We start from the raw sequence: 20,844 nt of genomic DNA, 5'->3' as shown, positions 1-20,844 counted from the left end.
CTCCCGTTCGGCTCAGTCGCTGGCATCCTCTGCATCGGCACGCAGCAGGCGCAGAATATCCGCCAGAGCGCCGTCGGCCAGCGCGCGCATTTCATCATCGGTACGGTCCTGGATCGGGTGTGGCACAAAAACCATCGCCGGATCAAAACCAAGCGCCTTGGACTGCAAGGCAGCCGCTTGTACAAATTCACTGGAAGCAACCCCTACTCCTGGGATCTGGCGTGACTCCAGGTCTGCTATGTCATGCATACAGCACGACGTACAAGACCCTCAGTCAGCCAGCCCTTCTACCAGCAGATCAACCTCGGCGGCCATCTGTTGTTTGAGTTCGGTAGGCGCCACACGGGTAAAGGTCGGCTTGTTGTAGCGTTTGACCTCAATCCCCATCGCCGCCAGTTGCTCCTCGATACGATCAAGGAAGACGTTGCCACGCGGCTTGGAAATATCCAGCAGGCCAACTACCTTGCCCTCAAGGCTGGCAGGTCGTGCCAGCCGCGAGCGCTGAGCCGGGGCCTGCTCGGCCGTCGGATCGAGCAATATGCTGTCGTTCATGTATTTACCTCACGTGTTACCGGAGAAGATCCAACCGGGCCAGACGCGGCCCAGCCAGCAATAATGGCGGAAAACAGACCTGCTGTACCGCCTGCCCGGACGATCAAAAGACCGCCGGGGCGAAACTTGGGAACCTGTTGATCCTGAAAACGCGCCGGAATACCTTCGGCAATGCCGTCGGAGCCAGCAACAAGCTGCGCGCCGGGCGCCATCAGCAGCTGCTCCAGCTCTTCGCGCAAACGCTGCTTGGACCAACCAGCGTCGATAAAGACCCGCGCATGCTCAGGCGATACCACCAACACCGCATCACCGGCCATCGCCAGCTTGGCGTGGTCAACGGTGCGCAGCGACAGCGCAAAGGAGCGCGCCAAGGACTCAGGATCACGGGATTTCTGGTCAACGATGCCCTGCACGCCTTCACCAGGGAAGATCGTCACCGCCGAACGGCCTGCTTCGACGCCGCGCTCCTGCGCCAGCGGCAACCAGTCACTGTCTTCTGCTTCAGCAAAACAGAAACTGTACTTGCCGGGGTTACCCAGCGTGGAGCGGTCGATCTCACCGGGCCGGCCGCCGCCTACGTTGCGAATAATCAACTGCAGCGCGCGGCCGATAGTGGCATTGGCGCGATTACCCTGCCCCAGTGCGTTCACCCCCGAGTTCATGCCGATGGCCTTGGCCGCCGGGCCATTCACAATGATCATCGGGCTACCAAACATGGTGGTGCAGATCAGCCCGTGCAAGCCAAATTCATCGGTCAGTGAGGCTTCCAGCGCGGCCAACAGTACCGGCATGTACTCGGGCTTGCAGCCCGCGAGCACGGCGTTTACCGCGACTTTCTCCACGGTGCAAGGCACCAGATCAGGCGGCATCAAACCCACGACTTCATCGGGCTTGCGCTCGGTACCCTTGAGCATCCGCAACACCCGCACCGGCGTTGGTGGCACCACCGGCAAACCGTCGCTCCAGCCCCGCTCGTAGCAAGCCTCCATCGGGTCATCAGCGCCCGCAATGTCGATCTCACGGGACTGTAGCTGGATGTCGCCAAAGGCCAGTTCCAGTTCCTCGGCAATGCCCGGCTCAAGCGTTTTGGAACCGCAGCCAGGGCGCATCACCGGCAGCGCCTCACCCAGCTCAGCCACGCCGCTCAGCTGTCGCCAGTCTTCCTTGTGCCAGCCATAGGTACGCTCGACCTCCTGTCCGTTTTCAACACGGATCAGTGTGGGCACGAACTCGATGCCCAGGCGATAGGAGTGTTCCAGCGTCTTGTCGTAAAGCGAGCCGGACAAATCTGCGGCGTAATCGACTGAGTCCTGCACGTAAACAGTCAGCGGGCCGCCTTGCGCCATTTCGGCGAGCAGTGGTTCGACCAAGCGGCAGGTAGGGCAATCGGCCTTGGCCACTACAATCAGGCCATCGGGCAGTGCTGTTGTCATTAGAAGCCCTTTGTAGGTCTTATGTCTCGTAGATGAAACAGCATAAGCCTGCCCGTTAGGGATGCCAACCAGAGCCAAGAGTCATGGACGTGCTGATTGATCAGGTATCAGCGCAGCCGCAACGTGCCGCCTGATCAAATCAGGACTGGTGCGCTCTGAGCGCAACTACCTAGATAGCCTGAACCACCTGATTCCGCCCGCCCTCTTTGGCTTTATACAGTGCTTCGTCTGCACGGCGCATCATCTGCTGGTAATCGGGATGGCCATCAAAACAGGCCAGGCCGATGCTCATCGTCACGCTGAGCGTCTGCTCTTGTGGCAAACGAAACACCTCACGCTCAACGCTGGCACGCAACTTTTCCGCGGCACGCCTGGCGCCATTCAGTCCGGTATCCACCAGCAACATCAGAAACTCTTCGCCGCCAAGCCGGAACAGGTAGTCCCCTGCCCGGCTATTGTTAACCAGTAAAGCGGCCAACTGCTGCAATACGCGATCTCCAGCCTCGTGCCCGTAGCCATCGTTAATGCGCTTAAAGTGGTCAATATCCAGCACCAGCACGGCGAACTCAGCTCCATGGTTGCGCGCATAAGTAATCTGTTTGCTCAGCACCACCGGCAAAAACTTGCGGTTGAGTAGCCGGGTAAGTACATCGCGTCCGGCCTCAAGCTCGCTATTCTGCTCAAACAGATGATCAAGGTTGAACCGGATAGTACTAACCAGATCGCGCATTTCACGCAGCTGCGGCACTCGGTCTCGCCACTCCTCAGCGAATAACGGCAGCAGTACGTCATCGATCTGCACCATGCCGTGGATAATCTGGCTGGCCTCCGGCGTCCCTTCAAACGCATGAGCGCCCTTGTGACGAAACCACACACCAAACTCGCAAGTTCGTATCCGCGGCAACTGCGCAATACTCAAACCAGTCGCCAAACCAAACATCAATTGGTTTTCCCAATCCAGCAGTGCGCCGCGTTGGCGCTCTTTCTCACTGGCAATATTCTGGGTGACAGAAAACAGTCGATAGGCTTCTTCGGTGCGGGAGTTGCGGTCGTGAGAGCTGGCATAAGCCTGGCTCATAACCTCCATCGCCAGATCGATGGTGTCCGACATCAGGCGGGCCACTTCAAGGTATTCATCGCCGCAGAGGCGGCCATCGGCCAAGAGCAGTCGGATAAACTCAACCTTCATTGCCCGTGCGCCGCGCAGAACCAGGTGTACCGGAATATCGATACGGGCATGTACCTCGCCGATCTTTTGTTGCTCGGCGATGATCCGCAACAGATCCTCATGGGTTTGCGGAGCAAATAGCCCAGCGACCCAGCGTTGCATGGATGAATGCAGGCGACTACTAACCTGGTCATGGGACAGAAAAGGGGAAGCGCCAGGGTCTTGCAGCATCTGTTGATAAAAATGCTCAGCCAGCGGCTGCGCATGGCGCTGGCAAAAGTCGAGTATAAATACTCGGCTGTGTGCGCTGAAGCGCTGGTTCAACGCCCCCCATTCCATAGAAAGCTGCTCAGTAGACAAACGGGGCATAACCAATTCCTTCAACGATTAAGGCGCGAGATTGTTTCATGCGAGTGACGATCCTGTCATCTGTCACACGCGGCCTGAAACACAAATGCCCAACCGTGGAATAGTTCAAGCAAAGCGCCTACAGAGTAGCGTGAGCTGATGAATTGCTGCGAAGACTTGAATCTCAACGAGCGTGACCCAGGCTCGTTACCGTCAGAGCCAACACCCATAACATGCCCAGCCGTGCTAAATACCCGTATCCGGATTATTAACTCGCTTCGAGGGAGAGTGGGCGCAATTAGATCATCAGCCATGGTTACGGCGCTGCGGTGCAGCAGCATGCGCCGCAGATCGGGTTGCTGCCCAGGGTTGATCGGTAGTACGGCGGTCAGCCACATGGCCGTCAGGATAAAAAACTACTGGAGCGATTGTCGTAACCGCGCCAAAGCGCTGAGGAAAAAGACGCTACCAATCGCCAGCAACCCCAACAGCTGCGGCCAGACAATAGCCAGGTTGGCACCACGCAGCAAAATGCTCTGGGCCAACTCGACAAAATGCGTGGTGGGTGCGGCCAGCATGATCACTTGAATCAGCATCGGCATGCTCTCGCGCGGTGTGACTTCGCCGGAAAGTATCTGCAGCGGAATCAACGCCAGAATGATCAGCAGGCCCAGTTGCGGCATGGAGCGCGCCACAGTGCCAAAGAAGATGCCAATCGAGGTAGTGGCAAACAGATGCAGCGCAGCGCCCAGCAGAAAGAGCGCAATAGAGCCCTGCACCGGCACCGCCAACAGCCCCTCGACAACAAAGCGCAGGGCCAGCGCTGACGCGACCAGCACCACCAGCCCCATCGACCAGACCTTGGCGAGCATGATTTCCAGCGGCGTAACCGGCATCACCAGCAGGTGCTCTATGGTGCCGTGTTCACGCTCGCGTATCAGCGCCGCGCCGGTCAGGATAATCGACAGCATGGTGATCTGATCGATTACCGCGGTCAGCGAACCAAACCAGCTCCGCTCCAGGTTCGGGTTGAAGGCCATACGCACAACGGCATCGACCGGCAACACGGTATCTGTCCGGTAACGGCTGACGAAGGTCGTCGTCTCGTCTTGGATGATCTGCTGAATATAGCCGGCGCCGCTGAACGCCTGGGATATCTGCGTGGCATCGACATTAAGCTGAATGGTCGGCTGTTTACCCCCCAGTACGTCACGCTGAAAATTCGGTGGAATATCCAGCGTAAAGGTGTATTTACCGCTATCCATACCGGCGTCCATGGCGGCCTGATCGATACGCACCGGCGGCACAAAATACGGTAGCTGAAAGGCATCCAGCAGCCGCCCGGAGAGCTGTGAGCGATCCTCGTCGACGACCGCAATACTGGCTCGATGCGGGCTTTCCGGAATGGCCATGGCGCTGGAGTAGATATTGGCGCTGAACGCATAAATGATCAGCAACACCAGCGCCGGATCGCGCCACAGGCTGCGCAGTTCCTTGATGCCTAGCTGGATAATATTGCCGAGGGAGCGCATGTTATTTTTCCTGCTTGTTGAGACCCAGCACGCTGAATAGCGTCAGGGCGGGTATGGCCAGCAACATTGGAATAAAGAACGGATAAAGCTCGCTCAACCCCAGCGCCTTGGAGAACACACCCCGGCTGATGATGAGGAAATGGGTGGTGGGATATAGCTCACCGATAATGGCGCCAAAGCCCTCCATGCTGGATACCGGGTGCAACAGCCCTGAGAACTGTACCGCCGGTACGATAGTGACGATGGCCGTACCGAAAATCGCTGCAATCTGGCTTTTCAGCAGTGAAGACATGAACAAGCCAACGCCCGTCGCGCAAGTGATATAGACCAGCCCCGCCAACAGCAACGTAGGCAAACTCCCCTTCACCGGTACCTTGAACACCAGCACCGCCAAGAGCAGCAAGGTGAGAAAATTGATAAAGCCCAACAGGATGTAGGGCAACTGCTTGCCCAGCAGAAATTCGAGACGCGTCACCGGCGTGACGTAGAAGTTGATGATCGAGCCCAGCTCCTTTTCGCGCACTACCGCCAGCGCCGTCAGCATTGCCGGAATCAGCATCAGCAGGATGGGGATAACCGCCGGCACCATCGCCGGCAGGCTTTTCACATCCGGGTTATAGCGGTAACGCGTGGCCACCTTGCTGAATTCCATACTGACCGTATACGGCTGCTCTGCTGCCAAGCTGCGCAGGTAGTTGAGGTGAATACCTTGCGCATAGCCACGCAGGGTATCGGCGCGCATGGGCATGGCACCATCAACCCAATAAGCCACCTGTGGCGTGTCGCCGCGCAGCAAGTCGCGGCCAAAATTGGGTGGAATCTCCAACGCCAGACTGATGCTGCCCTCGCGCATGCGCTGCTCCAGATCGGCATGACTGACCAGCGGCGGTCGCTCAACAAAGTAGCGCGAGCCAGAGAGGTTTTGTATGTAGCGCTCGCTGTAGGTGGTGCGGTCGTTGTCGAGCACCGCGAAGGTGAGATCTTCCACATCCAGATTGATGCCATAGCCCATGATGAACATCAGAAAAACCGACCCCAACAACGCCAGCAGGCCGCGGATCGGATCACGACGCAGTTCAATCGTCTCGCGCCGGGCATAGCTCATCAGCCTGCGCAGGCTGAAACGCGGCAACCTTGCCGTTGAACTGACCACCTGCGGTGTTGGCGAGGCGGCCTCAGCATCCGGAGTTGCCTGCGGGTCACTGGCTTCGCGCAGCCAATCGATAAAGGCTTCTTCAAGCGTATCCTTGCCACGCTCCAGCCGCAGCGCTTCGGGCGTATCGCTGGCCAGCACCTTGCCTGCGTGCATCAACGACATCCGGTCGCAACGCTCAGCCTCGTTCATGAAGTGGGTCGAGATGAAAATGGTCACGCCGTCGTCCCGCGATAGCTTAACGAGCAGCGCCCAGAACGCATCGCGGGCGATGGGGTCTACGCCAGACGTGGGTTCATCCAGAATCAGAATTTCCGGTTTATGGATCACCGCGACCGCCAGCGACAGGCGCTGCCTGACCCCCAGGGGCACACTCATGGGCAGACTATCTGCCACCTCTGCAAGATTGAACGTCTCGATCAGTTCAGCAACGCGCTCATCGCGGTAGCCGGCCGCCAACTGAAACAGCCGCGCATGCAGGTTGAGGTTCTGCCGCACCGTCAGCTCGCTGTAGAGCGAGAAGGCTTGCGACATGTAACCCACCCGCTTGCGGGTATTGATGTCCTTGGGGTCCACCGGCTTGCCAAAAAGCGAAGCCTCGCCGGAGCTGGACGGTAGCAACCCGGTCAGCATCTTCATGGTGGTAGATTTGCCACAGCCGTTGGAGCCCAGAAAGCCAAAAATCTCCCCGCGCTCAATACGAAAGTTGACCTTGTCTACCGCAGTGAAGTCGCCGAATCGCCGAGTCAGGTCGTGGGCTTCAATCGCAATCTCGCCATCAGCGGTACGCGGTGGAATAACCAGCTTTTCGTGATTCTGGCGTTTCTCTTCCGGCAGCAAGGCCACAAACGCCTGTTCCAGATCGCTGGTACCGGTGCGCTGCAGCAATTCGTCGGGGCTGCCGCAAGCCAGCGCTTTGCCGTCATCCATGACCACCAGATGATCAAAGCGCTGCGCCTCATCCATGTAGGAGCTGGCGATCAGCACACTCATGCCCGGCCGCCCCTCACGTATACGCCCGATCAGGTCCCAGAATTGGCTGCGCGACAGCGGGTCTACCCCGGTGGTGGGCTCATCCAGAATCAGCAGGTCAGGGTCGTGTATCAGTGCGCAGCACAAACCCAGTTTCTGCTTCATGCCGCCAGACAACTTGCCCGCCGGACGCTCAATAAAGTCGGTCAGCCCGGTACTCGCCAGCAGCAACGCAATGCGTTGTTCTCGCTCCTGGCTGCCCTGGTTGAACAAGCGGCCAAAAAAATCCAGGTTTTCGCGCACGCTCAGCGTGGCATACAGGTTTTTACCCAGGCCCTGCGGCATATAGGCAATACGCGGACATACGCGGCGACGATGCGCCGCGTCACGCATGTCGCCATCCAGCACCTGTAGCTGGCCTTCCTGCAGCTTGCGTGCACCCGCGATCAGCGCCAGCAAACTGGATTTGCCTACGCCATCCGGCCCGATCAAGCCCACCATCTGACCGCTAGGCAGCGACAGCGTCAGGTCATCCAGCGCGCAAGTCTTGCCGTAGCGCAGGGTGATCTGCTTGATGTCGGCGATGGCACTCATCGGCAGGCGATCACTGGGGCACGTTCACTGCCAACTCATCAGGCCACGGCGCGTCCGCATCCAGCTTGAGCCAGGCGATACCGGGCAGGCCGGTTTTGACCTGTTCCATATGCTCGCGCAGCAGCGCGGGATCAATCCGCGCCTTGACCCGAAACATCATCTTTTCGCGCTCACTTTCGGTTTCTACCGTCTTCGGCGTGAATTGCGCCACGCTGGCCACATAACTAACCTTGGCCGGAATCACGTACTGCGGCACTGCATCCAGAATCAGGCGCACATCAGCGCCCATGGCTACCCGCCCAGCTTCACGTTCGGGCAGGAAAAAGGTCATGTAGACGTCCGCCAGGTCAACCAGATTGACTACCCGGCCGCCCGCTGCCAGCACCTCGCCCGGCTCAGCCGTGCGGAACTGCACACGCGCCACCCGATCAGCCAGCAACTGGCTATCGGTAATCTCGGCACTTACCCGGTTGCTCGCAGCGCCAGCTGCCGCCATTGCCGATTGCGCACCAAACACCTGCGACTGCGCCGCAGCAATACCAGCCTCCTCGGCGTGCACCTGCGCCTGCGCTGCAGCCAGCGCCGCCCTGGCACTCTGCAAGGTGGCCAAGGCATCATCCAGACTCTGACGCGACATGGCGTTGCGCTCGACCAACACCCGCACGCGCTCATAGCGCTTGCTGACCGCATTAACCTCAGCCTCACGCTGCGTCACCAGCGCCTCACCTGCGGTTTTCTGACTTTCACGCTGTCGCACTTGAGATACCGCCGTGGCGATTGCGTTCTCAGCTTGCTGCTGCTGCGCCTGTGCTTGATTCAACTGCGCCTGCAAGGTGGTGGTATCCATCTGCACCAGCAGCTGGCCGGGCTTAACAAAGTCGCCCTCTTTGACGGTAATACTTTCAATCCGCCCGCCCAGCTTGGTCGCGATATCAATCTCGGTCGCCTCGATGCGCCCGTTACCGCTGACGAATGCCTCGCCATAGCCGGTTTGTCGTAGCTCAAACCAGGCATAAAAGCCCAGCAGCAGCAACGCAATGACCACAGCGGCAAGAATACGGATAATTCTGGGAGAAGCCCGTTGCATGCCAATTCCTTCAATTTAATGAAAAGCCGCGTGCTAGATAGGTCTAGATGAGAGGTACGAGTGTAGCAGCTAAGGCAGAACGTTCGATGACATAGATCAGCGTTGGCCGTAAAACAGCCAATTTTCCCTGGCAGGCATGTCAGTGAACCCGCTCCATGCCTGAGTATGAGACCACAATAGAAAACGCCCGACGCAAGGCATCGGGCGCTATCAAACCGCTAGCGACTGGGAGGCTGAATGCCTCGCAGTGCAGGCCCCGTTATTTCAACACTTTGATCGCGGCTGCAATAAAGTCGTAGGTCTCCATTTCCTGCTTATCCATCTCAGGTTCTGGCCACGCGCTCCAGATCACCGCCACTACATTTTCCTTGGGATTCACGTAAACAAACTGCCCAAAAATACCCTGCGCTTCAAACGCGCCATCGTGCTGATCACGTGCCTGCTCGCCGGTAGGGAATAACCACCACTGGTAGCCGTAACCGAGGATGTAATCCCCGCCGTACAACTTGCCCGGCGCCAGATAAGACGCAGGATCAACCTCAGTGGCTTTAGCCATCCAGCCCTCGGGCAAAATACGCTCACCGTCGATAACGCCATCATTAAGGATGAATTGGCCAAATCGACCATAGTCTTTCAGCGTGGCGGAAAAACCACTGCTACCGATTTCCTGACCCGCTTGCGCATCAAGCTGCCAATAGGCCGCTTGCTCCATGCCCATGCGCGCCCAGATGCGATCAGACAAGTAATCACTGGTGGTCATGCCGGTGGCAGCGTGAATCAGCTCACTTTGCAGGTGCGACTCGCCCGTGCTGTATTTGAACACCGTGCCGGGCTCATATTTGCGCTCCAGCTGGCTCATCTGCTCAACCAGTGAGCCCGGCGTATTGGATAGCTGCCGGGTGAACAGCTCGCGGCGGTCAGAGGTCGGGTCGCGGTAGGTTTCATTCCAGTCCGCACCGGAGCTCATGTGTAGCACCTGCTCTACGGTCACGCCATCGTAGGCACCGCCCGCCAGGGCCGGCACGTACTGGGTGATAGGTGCCTGCACGTCGATCAAGCCCTGCTCCACGGCGGCGCCAACCAGCGTCGAGGAGATGGACTTGACCACACTAAAGGACGTCCAGCGGGTATTGGCATCGCTACCCAGGCCGTATTTTTCCAGCACCACATTGCCGTCCTTGATGATCAGCACACCGCCAACGCGGTTACGGCGCATAAAGTCATCGACGTTCTTCTCGCTGCCATCAGCCTCGTAGGTCACGTCCATGTTGGGCAACTGCGGGAGCGGATAGACCTGCTCACCCCGCGCCACATTGCGGGTGAAATACAGCTGGTCCATATTGCGGTAAGTGTCCGGCTGGTAGAGCGGCGTCAAATCGTACAGGTCCTGCGCGCGGCCAATATAGGTGGGTTTAGTGTGCATGGCTGAGTCGCTCGCCACCGGAGTTGGCGTACTTGCAGTCTGAGCACAGCCGCTGATCAACAGGCCGAAGGCCATGGTAAACAAACCGCCTGCTACTCGCATGTTCATAGACATCTTGAATCCTTATGGTTTTTCTTATTGAGTAAAGGTCATTGATCACCCGCTAGCCGCTAACACTGACCTGAAGCGAACGCACCTTGCTCAATAATGTAGCTGATACAGGTAGGCGTTGCAGAAGAGCCGTCCATGGTGAGCGTCATCCCACTCACCCGGCACAAAGCAGAAAGGAATAGAGTCGGGACCATAAACGCCATTTAAGCGCTAGCAGATAACTCGGCGGCGACCACCGAAGCAGGCGTCCTCCTAAACCCAGCTCACCCTGATACGCGCACTACTGCCAGCAAAACCTATGCCAGTGAAAATAGAGCAAGGGGTGGTCGGTGAGCGCAAGGAAATGGTGCAAGGCGCGCCACATGGTTTATACACCGCACTAATAAGGAGCGGCGAGAGAGAAAGCGCACCAGCGGGGACGTTCGCAGCACTGAATACCAAAGCCACCTGCACCGGCGATACCACCCTTGCTTGGCACACCTAACCGGCTGCTTTATGCTCTGTGCCAACAGGGACCCGGCCAGCCAAGCAATGGATTGCCTGCCCCGCACTATTAGCCCTCTCGCAAAGCCGAAACACATGAGCAAAAAAGCTGCCTCCAGCAAGAAGACCAAATCCTTCGAACAAACCCTCTGGGACACCGCCGACAAACTGCGCGGTAGCGTTGAGTCTTCGGAATACAAACACGTAGTGCTGAGCCTGATCTTTCTCAAATTTGTCAGCGACACCTTTGAAATACGCAGGCAAGAGCTGCTCGATCAGAGCATGGGCGACTATGTAGACCGAGCCGAGTTTTACACCATGCGCAACCTGTTCTATCTACCGGAAGAGGCGCGCTGGTCGCATATTCAAAAGCACGCCAAGCAGGACGACATCGCGGTGAAGATCGACACCGCCCTGCACACCGTAGAGAAGAACAACCCGTCCCTGCGCGGCGCGTTGCCGGATAACTACTTCTCCCGTCTGGGGCTCGATTCCGCCAAGCTGGCCGCGCTGATCGACTCGATCAACAATATCGATACCGTAGTCGCGCGCGAAGACGGCGCGGCCAGCGAGCAGGATATTGTCGGCCGGGTATACGAATACTTTCTCGGCAACTTTGCCGCCACCGAGGGCAAGGGCGGCGGCGAGTTTTATACGCCCAAGTGCGTGGTTAACCTGATTGCCGAAATGATTGAGCCCTATCAGGGCAAGATTTATGACCCCTGCTGCGGCTCCGGCGGCATGTTTGTGCAGTCGATCAAGTTCATCGAAAACCACCAGGGCAACAAGAAAGACATCTCCATCTACGGCCAGGAACAAACCGCCACCACCTACAAACTGGCGAAGATGAACCTCGCCATTCGCGGCATCGCCAGCAACCTGGGCGACGTACCCGCCGATACCTTCTTCAAGGACCAGCACCCAGACCTGAAAGCCGACTTCATCATGGCCAACCCACCCTTCAACCTGAAGGAATGGCGCGCCAGCACCGAGCTGACCGATGACGCACGCTGGGCCGGGTATGAGGTGCCGCCCACCGGCAACGCCAACTACGCCTGGATTCTGCACATGCTGGCCAAGCTCAGCGCCAACGGCGTGGCCGGTTTTGTCCTGGCCAACGGCTCCATGAGCACCAACACCAGCGGCGAAGGCCTGATTCGTCAAAAGCTGATCGAGAACGATCACGTCGATTGCATGATCGCCCTGCCCGGTCAGCTGTTTTACACCACGCAAATTCCCGTGTGTCTGTGGTTTATCACCAAGAGCAAAGGCGCCCAGCAGTTTACCGATGGCCGAAAGCATTTCCGCGACCGTCGTGGCGAAACCCTGTTTATCGACGCCCGCAACCACGGCAGCATGATCGACCGCACCCACAAGGAACTCACCACCGACGACCTCGCCGAGATCACCCGCACCTACCACGCCTGGCGTGGCGAGTTTGATGGGGAAAGCGGGAGCGATACCGCCTATGAAGACATACCCGGCTTCTGCAAATCCGCCACCCTGGATGACATCAAGGCCAAAGATTACGTGCTCACGCCCGGCCGCTATGTGGGAGCTGCTGAGGTGGAAGATGACGGCGTGTTGTTTGAAGAGAAGATGGCTGAGCTGAGTCAGACGCTGTATCGGCAGATGAAAGAATCAGCGGAGTTGGATGCGGTGATTCGGCGGAATCTGGAGGGGTTGGGTTATGGGGAGTGAGTGTTACAAGCTGGTTGAACTCTCAACGCTGCTAAAAGAGCCTCCGAGAAACGGTCTCTATAAAAGTAAGGAGTTCCAAGGTTCCGGTCATCGCTGGATAAAAATGTCGAGCATTTTTGGAAGTGATTTCTTTTTATCGCATGAGACAGAGCTTCTGAGAGTGACTGAAAGTGAATTACGACGTTTTTCTTGCGAGCCGGGCGATCTGCTATTTGGAAGAACATCTTTAGTCCTAGATGGAGTCGGCAAATGCCTTTTGGTCGGTGACGTGACTGACTCCCCAGTATTTGAGTCAAACCTCTTTCGATTAAGGTTCAATTCAGAGAAAGCATATTCGCTTTTCTACTTTTATTTTTTTAAATCCTCTTACGGCCGCGAACTAATACAAAAAATCGCGAAACAAACTGCAGCTGCTAGCATCACCGCTTCCGATTTAGTCGCACAGCCTGTCCCATACCCCAGCTTTCTGACCCAAAAAAAAATTGGGGACCTTTTGTTTAGTTTCGAGAAAAAAATCGAACTCAACCGCCAGATGAACACCACGCTCGAAGCCATGGCGCAGGCGTTGTTCAAAAGCTGGTTTGTGGATTTCGATCCGGTGATCGATAACGCCCTGGCCGCCGGTAACGAGATTCCGCCAGAACTGGCCGCCCACGCCGCACGCCGTGCCCAAGCCGCACAGCAAACATCATCAGAACAAACCCACACCCTCCCCGCCGCCATCCGCCAGCAGTTTCCGGATTGTTTTGTGTTTACCGACACCATGGGCTGGGTGCCGGAGGGGTGGGAGCCCCTTGATCTCTCCAGCGCAATCCAGATCAATCCTAAGGTGACCCTGCGAAAGGGACATGTAGCAAAATATGCAGATATGAAAGCGCTGCCGACAAGCGGGTACGGAATCGACCAATTCGAGTGGAAGGCTTATGCCGGTGGTGCGAAGTTCCTAAATAACGACGTTTTACTAGCCCGCATTACCCCATGTCTCGAAAATGGAAAAACCGGGCTCGTGGATTTTCTGGAAGGCAACGAGCCGGGCTTCGGATCAACAGAATTCATTGTGATGAGAGGTAAAGGTGCTATCTCAAGCCCGTATGTCGCCTGCTTAGCTCGGGACGCCAACTTCAGGCTGCACTGTGTAACCAGCATGGTTGGCTCTTCAGGTCGCCAGCGTGTCCAAAACGCATGCTTTGATAGTTACTTTGTATCCGTACCGCAAGACGAAACAGTATTGAAACTGTTTGACGCTCAATGCTCACCGACTTTCAAGAAGATGACGGCACTCAACCATGAGACTGCAAGACTAGCTTCCGTACGAGACACCCTCCTCCCCAAACTCCTCTCCGGCCAACTACGCATCCCCGAAGCTGAACAGCTGGTCGCTGAGGTGATTTGATGTTGCGCAAGGTGACGGACGACAGATTGGAGCGGGAGCAGGATATGCCACTGCAAAGGCAAATTCATGCGCTTCAGGCGGGTGATCGGTTTCGCCACAGCGAACCCAATCACCATGCGCCAATGAGGCAGAACGACCGATGACCAACGACAAACAGATCGAAATTTTTCAAAGCGGAGACGGCCAGGCACGAATCGAAGTGCGCCTGGCAGGCGATACCGTGTGGCTCAACCGCCAGCAGCTCGCTGAACTGTTTGGCCGGGATGTTAAAACAATCGGTAAACACCTAAATAATGTATTTCGTGAAGGCGAGCTGAATGCAGCGGCATCTGTCGCAAAATTTGCGACAGTTCAAAAAGAAGGTGGCCGGTACGTTGAACGTCACGTAGAGCACTACAACCTGAATGCGATCATCTCGGTCGGTTACCGGGTCAAATCGCTTCAGGGCACGCAGTTCCGTATTTGGGCGACCGAACGGTTGAAAGAGCATATGGTACGCGGCTATACCCTCAATCAAACCCGTTTCGAAAAAAACGCCGCCGAACTGGAACAGGCGCTGAAGCTAATCCAGAAAGCCGCGCAAAGCCCTGAATTGAGCGGCGACGCCGGGCGCGGTCTGGTAGATATCGTATCGCGCTACACCCAAACGTTTCTGTGGCTACAGCGCTACGATGAAGGCTTGCTGGAAGAGCCCGAAGGCGAGTCCGGCGGCAAGCTACCCAGCCCAGACGAAGCGATGGCAGCATTGACTGAACTCAAACAGCAACTGATGTCACGCGGCGAGGCAACCGCCCTCTTTGCCCAGGTGCGCGAGGCTGGCCTAGCCGGTATTTTCGGGAATCTGGATCAGAGCATATTTGGCGAGCCGGCCTACCCTACCGTCGAGAGCAAGGCGGCCCATCTGCTCTACTTTGTGGTAAAGAACCACCCCTTCTCTGATGGCAACAAACGCAGTGGCGCTTTTCTGTTTGTCGATTTTCTGCACCGTAACGGCAGGCTGCTCAATGCCAACGACCAGCCGATCATCAATGACACCGGCCTGGCCGCACTGACATTGCTGGTCGCCGAATCTGACCCCAAACAGAAAGAAACGCTGATTCGGTTAATCATGAACATGCTAAGCGCACCGGGCCTGAATGGATGATTCACTTACATTGCACGCAAAAGCTCTACGCCAAACTCCCGGTCAACGCCGTGGATCGGCTGCCAAACACCCGAGCCCGCCCGATTGCAGCCAATGACCCAGGCGAGAGCCTGCTGAGCGGCTGGCATGCCAACCTGATTACCTGGCAGCGACGCAACTGCGTGCTCTTTGTGCACAGCGCCACGCGCTTTCCAGTGCTGCTCACCTGCCTGACCAAGCCTGACTTTGCCGAGCTGGATTATCATTTTCAGGACGGCCTGATGAATACCCTGCTCAAGGTTGGCGCCAATCAGGCGCAGTTGGATGCGGCTGCCAATGCCCTCACGCCACTGCATTGCGATACCCAATGCGACCGCTCGGTGCAAGGCACCCTGAACCACATGAAGCAGGACCTGGATCACCTGCTCTGGTATGACCAGCTGCAAATCACCGACCTCGCTCCCTATAGCGCTGGCGGCTGGCTGGCGCAAAGACCCTGCATGGCCAAAGGCGTTAAAGACTGTATCTGGCCGCAGCGCGCCATGTTCGCCCTGTTGGACAGCGCCAATCAGCCGCACCAGCTGCCCGCGTCTGAAGTATGAAAACATCACCGCCGTGCGTTTTTCTTCATCAGCCAGTTTATTTTATCCAGATTAGTCATACTCAAAGGGTTGGTATTTCAGATATTACAAACCAATGTAGAAAAAAGGGTCAGATGGCTGATCGATTCGCACAGCGGTAGCGCCTATACCTTAGCCAGCCGATCAACCATATCAGGGTACTGCTCAACCAATTTAATCAGCAAAGCCGCCTGAGCGTTAGGCTTGGCCTTATCCTGTTCCCAGTTGCGCAGGGTTTCGACACTGGTTCGTACGCGCATGGCGAAGACCTTTTGTGACATTTTCATTTTCTTCCTCAGGGCGACGATGTCATTAGCCGTTACCTCGGGCGCGGGTCGGCTCTCGACCTTCACTTGGCGCAGGGTGATCTTGCCCTCCCGCTGCGCCGCCATCTCGTCGACGCCCTGCATCATTTCGTCGAACAAATTGCGCTTGCTCATTTGGCACCTCGCTTATTCAACTCAACCATGATCGCTTGTTTGAGCTGTTTCTCTTGGTCGGCAGTCAGCTTTTCCATTTCGTCTTTGTCGTAGATCGAAAACATCCAGAATTGACCGTCACCCATTAGCCAGTAATACACCACGCGCAGACCGCCACGCTTCCCTTTCCCTCTTCTACTATCAGCCCAACGCAATTTGCGAAAACCACCCGTGCGAGGCATCACGTCACCGCACTCAGGATTCGCCAGCATCTCAATCTGCAACTGCCGATACTGGTCGTCAGTCAGGTAGTTGCCAACCGCGCGGTGAAAATAGAGGTTTCTATGAAAGGTCCTTTCATGGCACAAAGTATAGGCATACTGCCTATACTTTTTAAACAGTAGCAACCTCGTCAGGCGGCCCGCTCAAGCCCAAGAGACGCTTGGCAGCTACTGCGGCTTGAAGGGCAGCAAGGGCTTTATTTGGCCAATCAGGACAATGCTGGCACTATTGGACCAGATGGCTGGAAGAACCTGATAGTACGGGATAAGGGAGTACCCAATGAGTTTCAACGAAGCCAAACTGGAACAGGCGATTATCGAGCTGCTGGGGCAGCAGGGTTACCCGCACTTTACCGGTGAGAGCCTGCAGCGCGGTAGCAACAGCGAGGTGCTGCTCAAGGATGATCTGCGCCAGTTTCTCGCGGCGCAATATGCCGCCGACAACATCACCCCCGGCGAAATCGAATCGGTTATCCAGCAACTGGAAAGCCTGCCCGCGCTGGACCTGTACGACTCCAATAAGACCATTCACAAGCGCCTGGCCGATGGCTTTCTGCTCAAGCGCGAGCACTCCCAACAAAGCCAGAAAGATCTCTATATACAGCTGATCGATTACAGCGGCCTGCCGCAACAGCGCGTGCCGGCCGAAGGTGAGGTTGAAACCCTGGTGGCTGAACCCGCCGCCGCTTACCACACCGGCAACATCTATCGACTGGTCAATCAGCTGGTGATTGAAGGCACAGAGAAGCGCATCCCAGACGCCATTCTGTACATCAATGGTTTCCCGCTGGTGGTGTTCGAGTTCAAGAGCGCGGTGCGCGAAGACGCGACCATTTATAACGCCTGGGAACAGCTCACTATCCGTTACGCACGCGATATACCGGAGTTGATGAAGTACAACGCCCTGTGCGTGATCAGCGATGGCGTGAATTCACGCATGGGCTCGCTGTTTGCGCCCTACGAGTTTTACTACACCTGGCGCAAGGTCACCGGCAACGAGAGCATCGAGCAGGACGGCATCAACGCCCTGCACACCATGATCGAGGGCTTGTTTCATCCGGATCGGCTGCGCGCGGTTATTCGCCACTTTATCTACTTTCCGGATGTGTCGCGTAAGGAGGATAAAATCCTCTGCCGCTACCCGCAGTTTTACGCCGCCAACAAGCTATATGACAACATCCTCCAGCACCGGAAACCGCTGGGCGATGGTAAGGGCGGCACCTATTTTGGTGCCACCGGCTGTGGCAAAAGCTACACCATGCTGTTTCTCACCCGCCTGTTGATGAAGAGCGTGGCGTTCGAGAGCCCCACCATTGTGCTGATTACCGACCGCACCGATCTGGATGATCAGCTAGCCGGCCAATTTACCAATGCCAAGGGCTATATCGGCGACCAGACGGTTGCCAGCGTGGAAAGCCGCGCGCAGTTGCGCGAGCTACTCAAGGGCCGTAACAGCGGCGGTGTGTTTCTGACCACCATTCACAAGTTTACCGAAGACACCCAGCTGCTCACCGAGCGCAGCAACGTGATTGTGATATCGGATGAGGCGCACCGCAGCCAGGTCAATCTGGAACAGAAAGTACGAGTAACCGACAAAGGTATAAAGCGCACCTTCGGCTTCGCCAAGTACCTGCACGACTCGCTGCCTAACGCCACCTATGTGGGCTTTACCGGCACGCCTATCGACGCAACGCTGGATGTGTTTGGTGAGGTAGTGGACAGCTACACCATGACCGAATCGGTGAAAGACGAGATCACCGTGCGCATCGTGTACGAAGGCCGCGCTGCCAAGGTGCTGCTGGATAACGACAAGCTCAACGAGATAGAGGCTTACTACGCCAAGTGCGCGGAAGACGGCACCAATGAATATCAGATAGAAGAAAGTAAAAAGGCCAGCGCCAACATGACCGCGATCCTCGGTGACCCGGATCGTATCAAGGCGCTGGCTATCGACTTTGTGCATCACTATGAGCGGCGCATCGAAGAGGGCTCAACGCTCAAGGGCAAAGCGATGTTCGTATGCAGCAAGCGCGAGATTGCCTATGCGTTCTGGCAGCAGGTGATTGAGCTAAGACCGCATTGGAACGAGGTGCTGGCGGCTGAAGCCGGGGTGGCGCTAACCGAGCAGGAGCGCAAGGACATAAAACCGATGCAGCGGATCAAGATGATCATGACGCGCGGCAAGGATGATCCCAAAGCGCTCTACGACATGCTCGGCACCCAGGAGTACCGCAAGGAACTGGATCGCCAGTTCAAGAACGCCAAGTCCAACTTCAAGATCGCCATCGTGGTGGATATGTGGCTGACCGGTTTTGATGTGCCTTTTCTCGACACCATGTATATCGACAAGCCGATCCAGCGCCATAACCTGATCCAGACCATCTCGCGGGTCAACCGCAAGTTCGAGGGCAAGGAAAAGGGCCTGGTGGTCGACTACATCGGCATCAAAAAGCAGATGAATCTGGCCCTCGCCCACTACAACAAGGCGGACCAGCAGAATATCGAAGAGATCAACCAGTCGATCGTGGTGGTCAGGGATCATCTGGACTTACTCCACAAACTGTTTCACCGCTTTGATGCAAAACTCTATTACTCCGGCACGCCGTTGCAGCAGTTGAACTGTCTAAACATGGCAGCCGAATATGCGCAGCTTACCGATAAGATCGAAAAGCGCTTTATGGCATTGGTAAAACGCCTGAAAGCCGCCTACGACATTTGCTGCGGCTCGGAGGGTGTGAGCCAAAACGAACGTGACCAGATTCACTTTTACCTGGCTGTACGCTCTATCGTGTTCAAGCTCACCAAAGGTAGTGCTCCGGATATCGCCCAGATGAACGCGCGCGTGCGCGAGATGGTGGCTGAAGCGCTGAAGGCTGACGGCGTTGAGGAGATTTTCAGGCTCGGTGAAAGCGGTGCCGGTGAGATGGATCTCTTCGATGATGACTATCTGGCCAAGATCGAGAAAATCAAACTACCCCACACTCGGATCAAAGTCTTGCAGCAACTGCTGGCCAAGGCCATCGAGGATTTCAGAAAGACCAATAAAACCAAGGGCATCGACTTTGCCAAGAAGTTCAAGGCCCTGGTGGAGCATTACAACGAGCGCAAGGAAGATGACGTCTTGGATAGCATTGTGCTTGAAGACTTTTCAAACAAGATCGTTGACCTGATTCAAGCATTGAAATCAGAGCGCGACTCCTACGCCGATCTGGGCATTGATCTGGAAGAAAAAGCCTTCTACGACATTCTCAAAGAGCTAGCCGCCAAGTACGACTTCAGCTACCCAGAAGACAAGCTGCTAACCCTCGCCGCCGAAGTCAAAACCGTGGTGGACGACAAGGTGCGGTACACCGACTGGAGTCAACGCGAGGACATCAAAGCCGAGTTGAAAGTAGACCTGATACTGCTGCTGGCCAAGCATGGCTACCCGCCGGTGGATAGGGATGAAGTGTATAAAGAGATCTTTGAGCAAGCGGAGAATTTTAAAAAATACCGTACATCTCAGCCCTCGTACTAGTAAAGGATGAGAGAGACTATTCGGCACTACCCGCGTCACTCAGGCCTACCGATGTGGAACGACCTGCCACATTGCGTAATTACCTCAGCCATTTACATCAGGCGGCTGTGGCATAACCAATCACTATTCCACCGTTAAAACCTGCACAACCCCCATTGATTTTTCTCCGTCAGCGGATAGCCAAGTCTCTCTTGCATCACGGCGATACCAGAGCGCTTTCTTGGGACATATAGGCAACCAGAAATAGGCAACGATTGGGGAGCATTGTTTTATCTTGCCTTAAAGACCCGTAAAACGGCGCTATCGCGTCACCACCAGAACCAAATAAAATCCAACCTCACAGGATTAGGCATTCACTCGACAGCATGTGTGTACCGCGTTTTTCGCCGATTCTTTACATTACCAACCAAGCAGAAAGCCAAAGCGCTTGCTCTGCAGGAATCTTGAAGGCGCTCATATAAGAAGTCCGCCTCAAGTCGAAATGGTTCTGGAGGTACACAAAATGAAAGTTTCAAATCACCCAACTTCTAATGTCTTGGCAGGGCTGGTATCAGCCGCCGTGCTGATTGGCTCCGCTTTTAGTGTTGCTCATGCTGAGGATGGTGCGCAGCGTCTTATTGAATTACGCACAAAGACAGCTGAGAGCAGAGCATCGCTATCTGCCTTGCCTACACCTAGCGACGTGAACACCTATTTGGTCGAGGATGGCTCCAAGCGCTTCAAGGACATGTTGCGTAGCCAGTCAAAGAGCCAATTTTCTGCCGATCACAGTGTGCAAAACTATCTGGTTGAAGACGGTTCGGAGCGTTTGCATATTCCGGCCCATCGTGACCGCCCATTCCGTTTGAACGTGACCGCCTGTTCCGGGCTAACGTGACCGCTCATTCCGTTTTATCGTGACCGATTTTGGGTGATATCCCGGAATCACCGGTCA

General features: G+C 56.2%; 14 protein-coding genes and 1 pseudogene. 6 read left to right on the top strand and 9 right to left on the bottom strand.

Translation table 11 applies throughout. The features are described 5' to 3' along the window. Positions 1-12 precede the first annotated feature (12 nt). From EF096_RS20805 to EF096_RS15285, 7 genes are all read right to left on the bottom strand, one after another. Positions 13-552 (bottom strand): UGSC family (seleno)protein, encoded by a 540-nt coding sequence (locus tag EF096_RS20805; RefSeq protein WP_305955063.1) that lies wholly within the window; start codon positions 550-552, stop codon positions 13-15. Next, positions 549-1,985 (bottom strand): thioredoxin family protein, encoded by a 1,437-nt coding sequence (locus EF096_RS15310; protein ID WP_123890677.1) that lies wholly within the window; start codon positions 1,983-1,985, stop codon positions 549-551. The genes EF096_RS20805 and EF096_RS15310 overlap by 4 nt, the downstream gene beginning before the upstream one ends. 169 nt (positions 1,986-2,154) lie before the next feature. After that, the gene (locus tag EF096_RS15305; RefSeq protein ID WP_123890676.1) at positions 2,155-3,522 is read right to left on the bottom strand and encodes a diguanylate cyclase; all 1,368 of its coding nucleotides are present in this window, start codon (positions 3,520-3,522) and stop codon (positions 2,155-2,157) included. 395 nt (positions 3,523-3,917) lie between these two features. Then, on the bottom strand, positions 3,918-5,033 hold the full coding sequence (locus EF096_RS15300) for an ABC transporter permease (RefSeq protein WP_123890675.1): 1,116 nt from the start codon (positions 5,031-5,033) through the stop codon (positions 3,918-3,920). A 1-nt stretch (position 5,034) separates the two neighbouring features. Then, positions 5,035-7,752, bottom strand: coding sequence for a ribosome-associated ATPase/putative transporter RbbA (gene rbbA / locus EF096_RS15295; protein WP_123890674.1), 2,718 nt, complete (start codon positions 7,750-7,752; stop codon positions 5,035-5,037). A gap of 10 nt (positions 7,753-7,762) precedes the next feature. Further along, positions 7,763-8,839, bottom strand: coding sequence for an HlyD family secretion protein (locus EF096_RS15290; protein ID WP_123890673.1), 1,077 nt, complete (start codon positions 8,837-8,839; stop codon positions 7,763-7,765). 259 nt (positions 8,840-9,098) lie between these two features. After that, positions 9,099-10,262 carry a serine hydrolase domain-containing protein gene (locus EF096_RS15285; RefSeq protein ID WP_235869761.1) on the bottom strand — a complete coding sequence of 388 codons (1,164 nt, stop codon included), beginning with the start codon at positions 10,260-10,262 and terminating at the stop codon, positions 9,099-9,101. Between the two features lie 690 nt (positions 10,263-10,952). Between EF096_RS15285 and EF096_RS15280 the strand changes: the two genes are divergently transcribed. The 4 genes from EF096_RS15280 (at position 10,953) to EF096_RS15265 (ending at position 15,675) form a co-directional block, all read left to right on the top strand. Next, on the top strand, positions 10,953-12,557 hold the full coding sequence (locus tag EF096_RS15280; protein ID WP_123890672.1) for a type I restriction-modification system subunit M: 1,605 nt from the start codon (positions 10,953-10,955) through the stop codon (positions 12,555-12,557). Between the two features lie 103 nt (positions 12,558-12,660). After that, positions 12,661-13,950, top strand: coding sequence for a restriction endonuclease subunit S (locus EF096_RS15275; protein ID WP_158611295.1), 1,290 nt, complete (start codon positions 12,661-12,663; stop codon positions 13,948-13,950). Between the two features lie 139 nt (positions 13,951-14,089). Further along, the gene (gene rhuM, locus EF096_RS15270) at positions 14,090-15,094 is read left to right on the top strand and encodes a virulence protein RhuM/Fic/DOC family protein (RefSeq protein WP_123890670.1); all 1,005 of its coding nucleotides are present in this window, start codon (positions 14,090-14,092) and stop codon (positions 15,092-15,094) included. Further along, entirely contained in the window at positions 15,091-15,675 is a 585-nt protein-coding gene (locus EF096_RS15265) for a DUF6933 domain-containing protein (protein WP_123890669.1), read from the top strand. The genes rhuM and EF096_RS15265 overlap by 4 nt, the downstream gene beginning before the upstream one ends. Before the next feature lie 143 nt (positions 15,676-15,818). On the opposite strand, the gene EF096_RS15260 is transcribed toward EF096_RS15265, so the two are convergent. Both EF096_RS15260 and EF096_RS15255 read right to left on the bottom strand, forming a co-directional pair. After that, the gene (locus tag EF096_RS15260; RefSeq protein WP_123890668.1) at positions 15,819-16,133 is read right to left on the bottom strand and encodes a helix-turn-helix domain-containing protein; all 315 of its coding nucleotides are present in this window, start codon (positions 16,131-16,133) and stop codon (positions 15,819-15,821) included. Beyond that, positions 16,130-16,473 (bottom strand): annotated as a pseudogene (locus EF096_RS15255) (toxin). Before EF096_RS15255 ends, EF096_RS15260 begins: the two are co-directional and overlap by 4 nt. Positions 16,474-16,673: 200 nt before the next feature. Between EF096_RS15255 and EF096_RS15250 the strand changes: the two are divergent. Both EF096_RS15250 and EF096_RS15245 read left to right on the top strand, forming a co-directional pair. Continuing rightward, positions 16,674-19,910, top strand: coding sequence for a type I restriction endonuclease subunit R (locus EF096_RS15250; RefSeq protein ID WP_123890666.1), 3,237 nt, complete (start codon positions 16,674-16,676; stop codon positions 19,908-19,910). A 502-nt stretch (positions 19,911-20,412) separates the two neighbouring features. Continuing rightward, complete coding sequence (locus EF096_RS15245) at positions 20,413-20,787, top strand: hypothetical protein (RefSeq protein WP_123890665.1); 375 nt, start codon at positions 20,413-20,415, stop codon at positions 20,785-20,787. Positions 20,788-20,844: the final 57 nt, after the last annotated feature.

Origin of the sequence: Pseudomonas neustonica (assembly GCF_003797945.1) — a bacterium.
In the GTDB taxonomy this organism is placed as follows: Bacteria; Pseudomonadota; Gammaproteobacteria; order Pseudomonadales; family Pseudomonadaceae; genus Halopseudomonas; species Halopseudomonas neustonica.
Note: the sequence above shows the minus strand (reverse complement) of the source record. Positions and strands in the feature narration are given on the sequence as shown.

What these genes read in the sequence shown, in the direction of transcription:
- EF096_RS15275 (WP_158611295.1), top strand. Translation starts at nt 12,661, where the DNA reads ATGTCGAGCATTTTTGGAAGTGATTTCTTTTTATCGCATGAGACAGAG.
- EF096_RS15280 (WP_123890672.1), top strand. Translation starts at nt 10,953, where the DNA reads ATGAGCAAAAAAGCTGCCTCCAGCAAGAAGACCAAATCCTTCGAACAA.
- EF096_RS15300 (WP_123890675.1), bottom strand. Translation starts at nt 5,033, where the DNA reads ATGCGCTCCCTCGGCAATATTATCCAGCTAGGCATCAAGGAACTGCGC.
- EF096_RS15250 (WP_123890666.1), top strand. Translation starts at nt 16,674, where the DNA reads ATGAGTTTCAACGAAGCCAAACTGGAACAGGCGATTATCGAGCTGCTG.
- EF096_RS15310 (WP_123890677.1), bottom strand. Translation starts at nt 1,985, where the DNA reads ATGACAACAGCACTGCCCGATGGCCTGATTGTAGTGGCCAAGGCCGAT.
- EF096_RS15245 (WP_123890665.1), top strand. Translation starts at nt 20,413, where the DNA reads ATGAAAGTTTCAAATCACCCAACTTCTAATGTCTTGGCAGGGCTGGTA.
- EF096_RS15260 (WP_123890668.1), bottom strand. Translation starts at nt 16,133, where the DNA reads ATGAGCAAGCGCAATTTGTTCGACGAAATGATGCAGGGCGTCGACGAG.
- rhuM (WP_123890670.1), top strand. Translation starts at nt 14,090, where the DNA reads ATGACCAACGACAAACAGATCGAAATTTTTCAAAGCGGAGACGGCCAG.
- EF096_RS15265 (WP_123890669.1), top strand. Translation starts at nt 15,091, where the DNA reads ATGATTCACTTACATTGCACGCAAAAGCTCTACGCCAAACTCCCGGTC.
- EF096_RS15305 (WP_123890676.1), bottom strand. Translation starts at nt 3,522, where the DNA reads ATGCCCCGTTTGTCTACTGAGCAGCTTTCTATGGAATGGGGGGCGTTG.
- EF096_RS15285 (WP_235869761.1), bottom strand. Translation starts at nt 10,262, where the DNA reads ATGCACACTAAACCCACCTATATTGGCCGCGCGCAGGACCTGTACGAT.
- EF096_RS15290 (WP_123890673.1), bottom strand. Translation starts at nt 8,839, where the DNA reads ATGCAACGGGCTTCTCCCAGAATTATCCGTATTCTTGCCGCTGTGGTC.
- rbbA (WP_123890674.1), bottom strand. Translation starts at nt 7,752, where the DNA reads ATGAGTGCCATCGCCGACATCAAGCAGATCACCCTGCGCTACGGCAAG.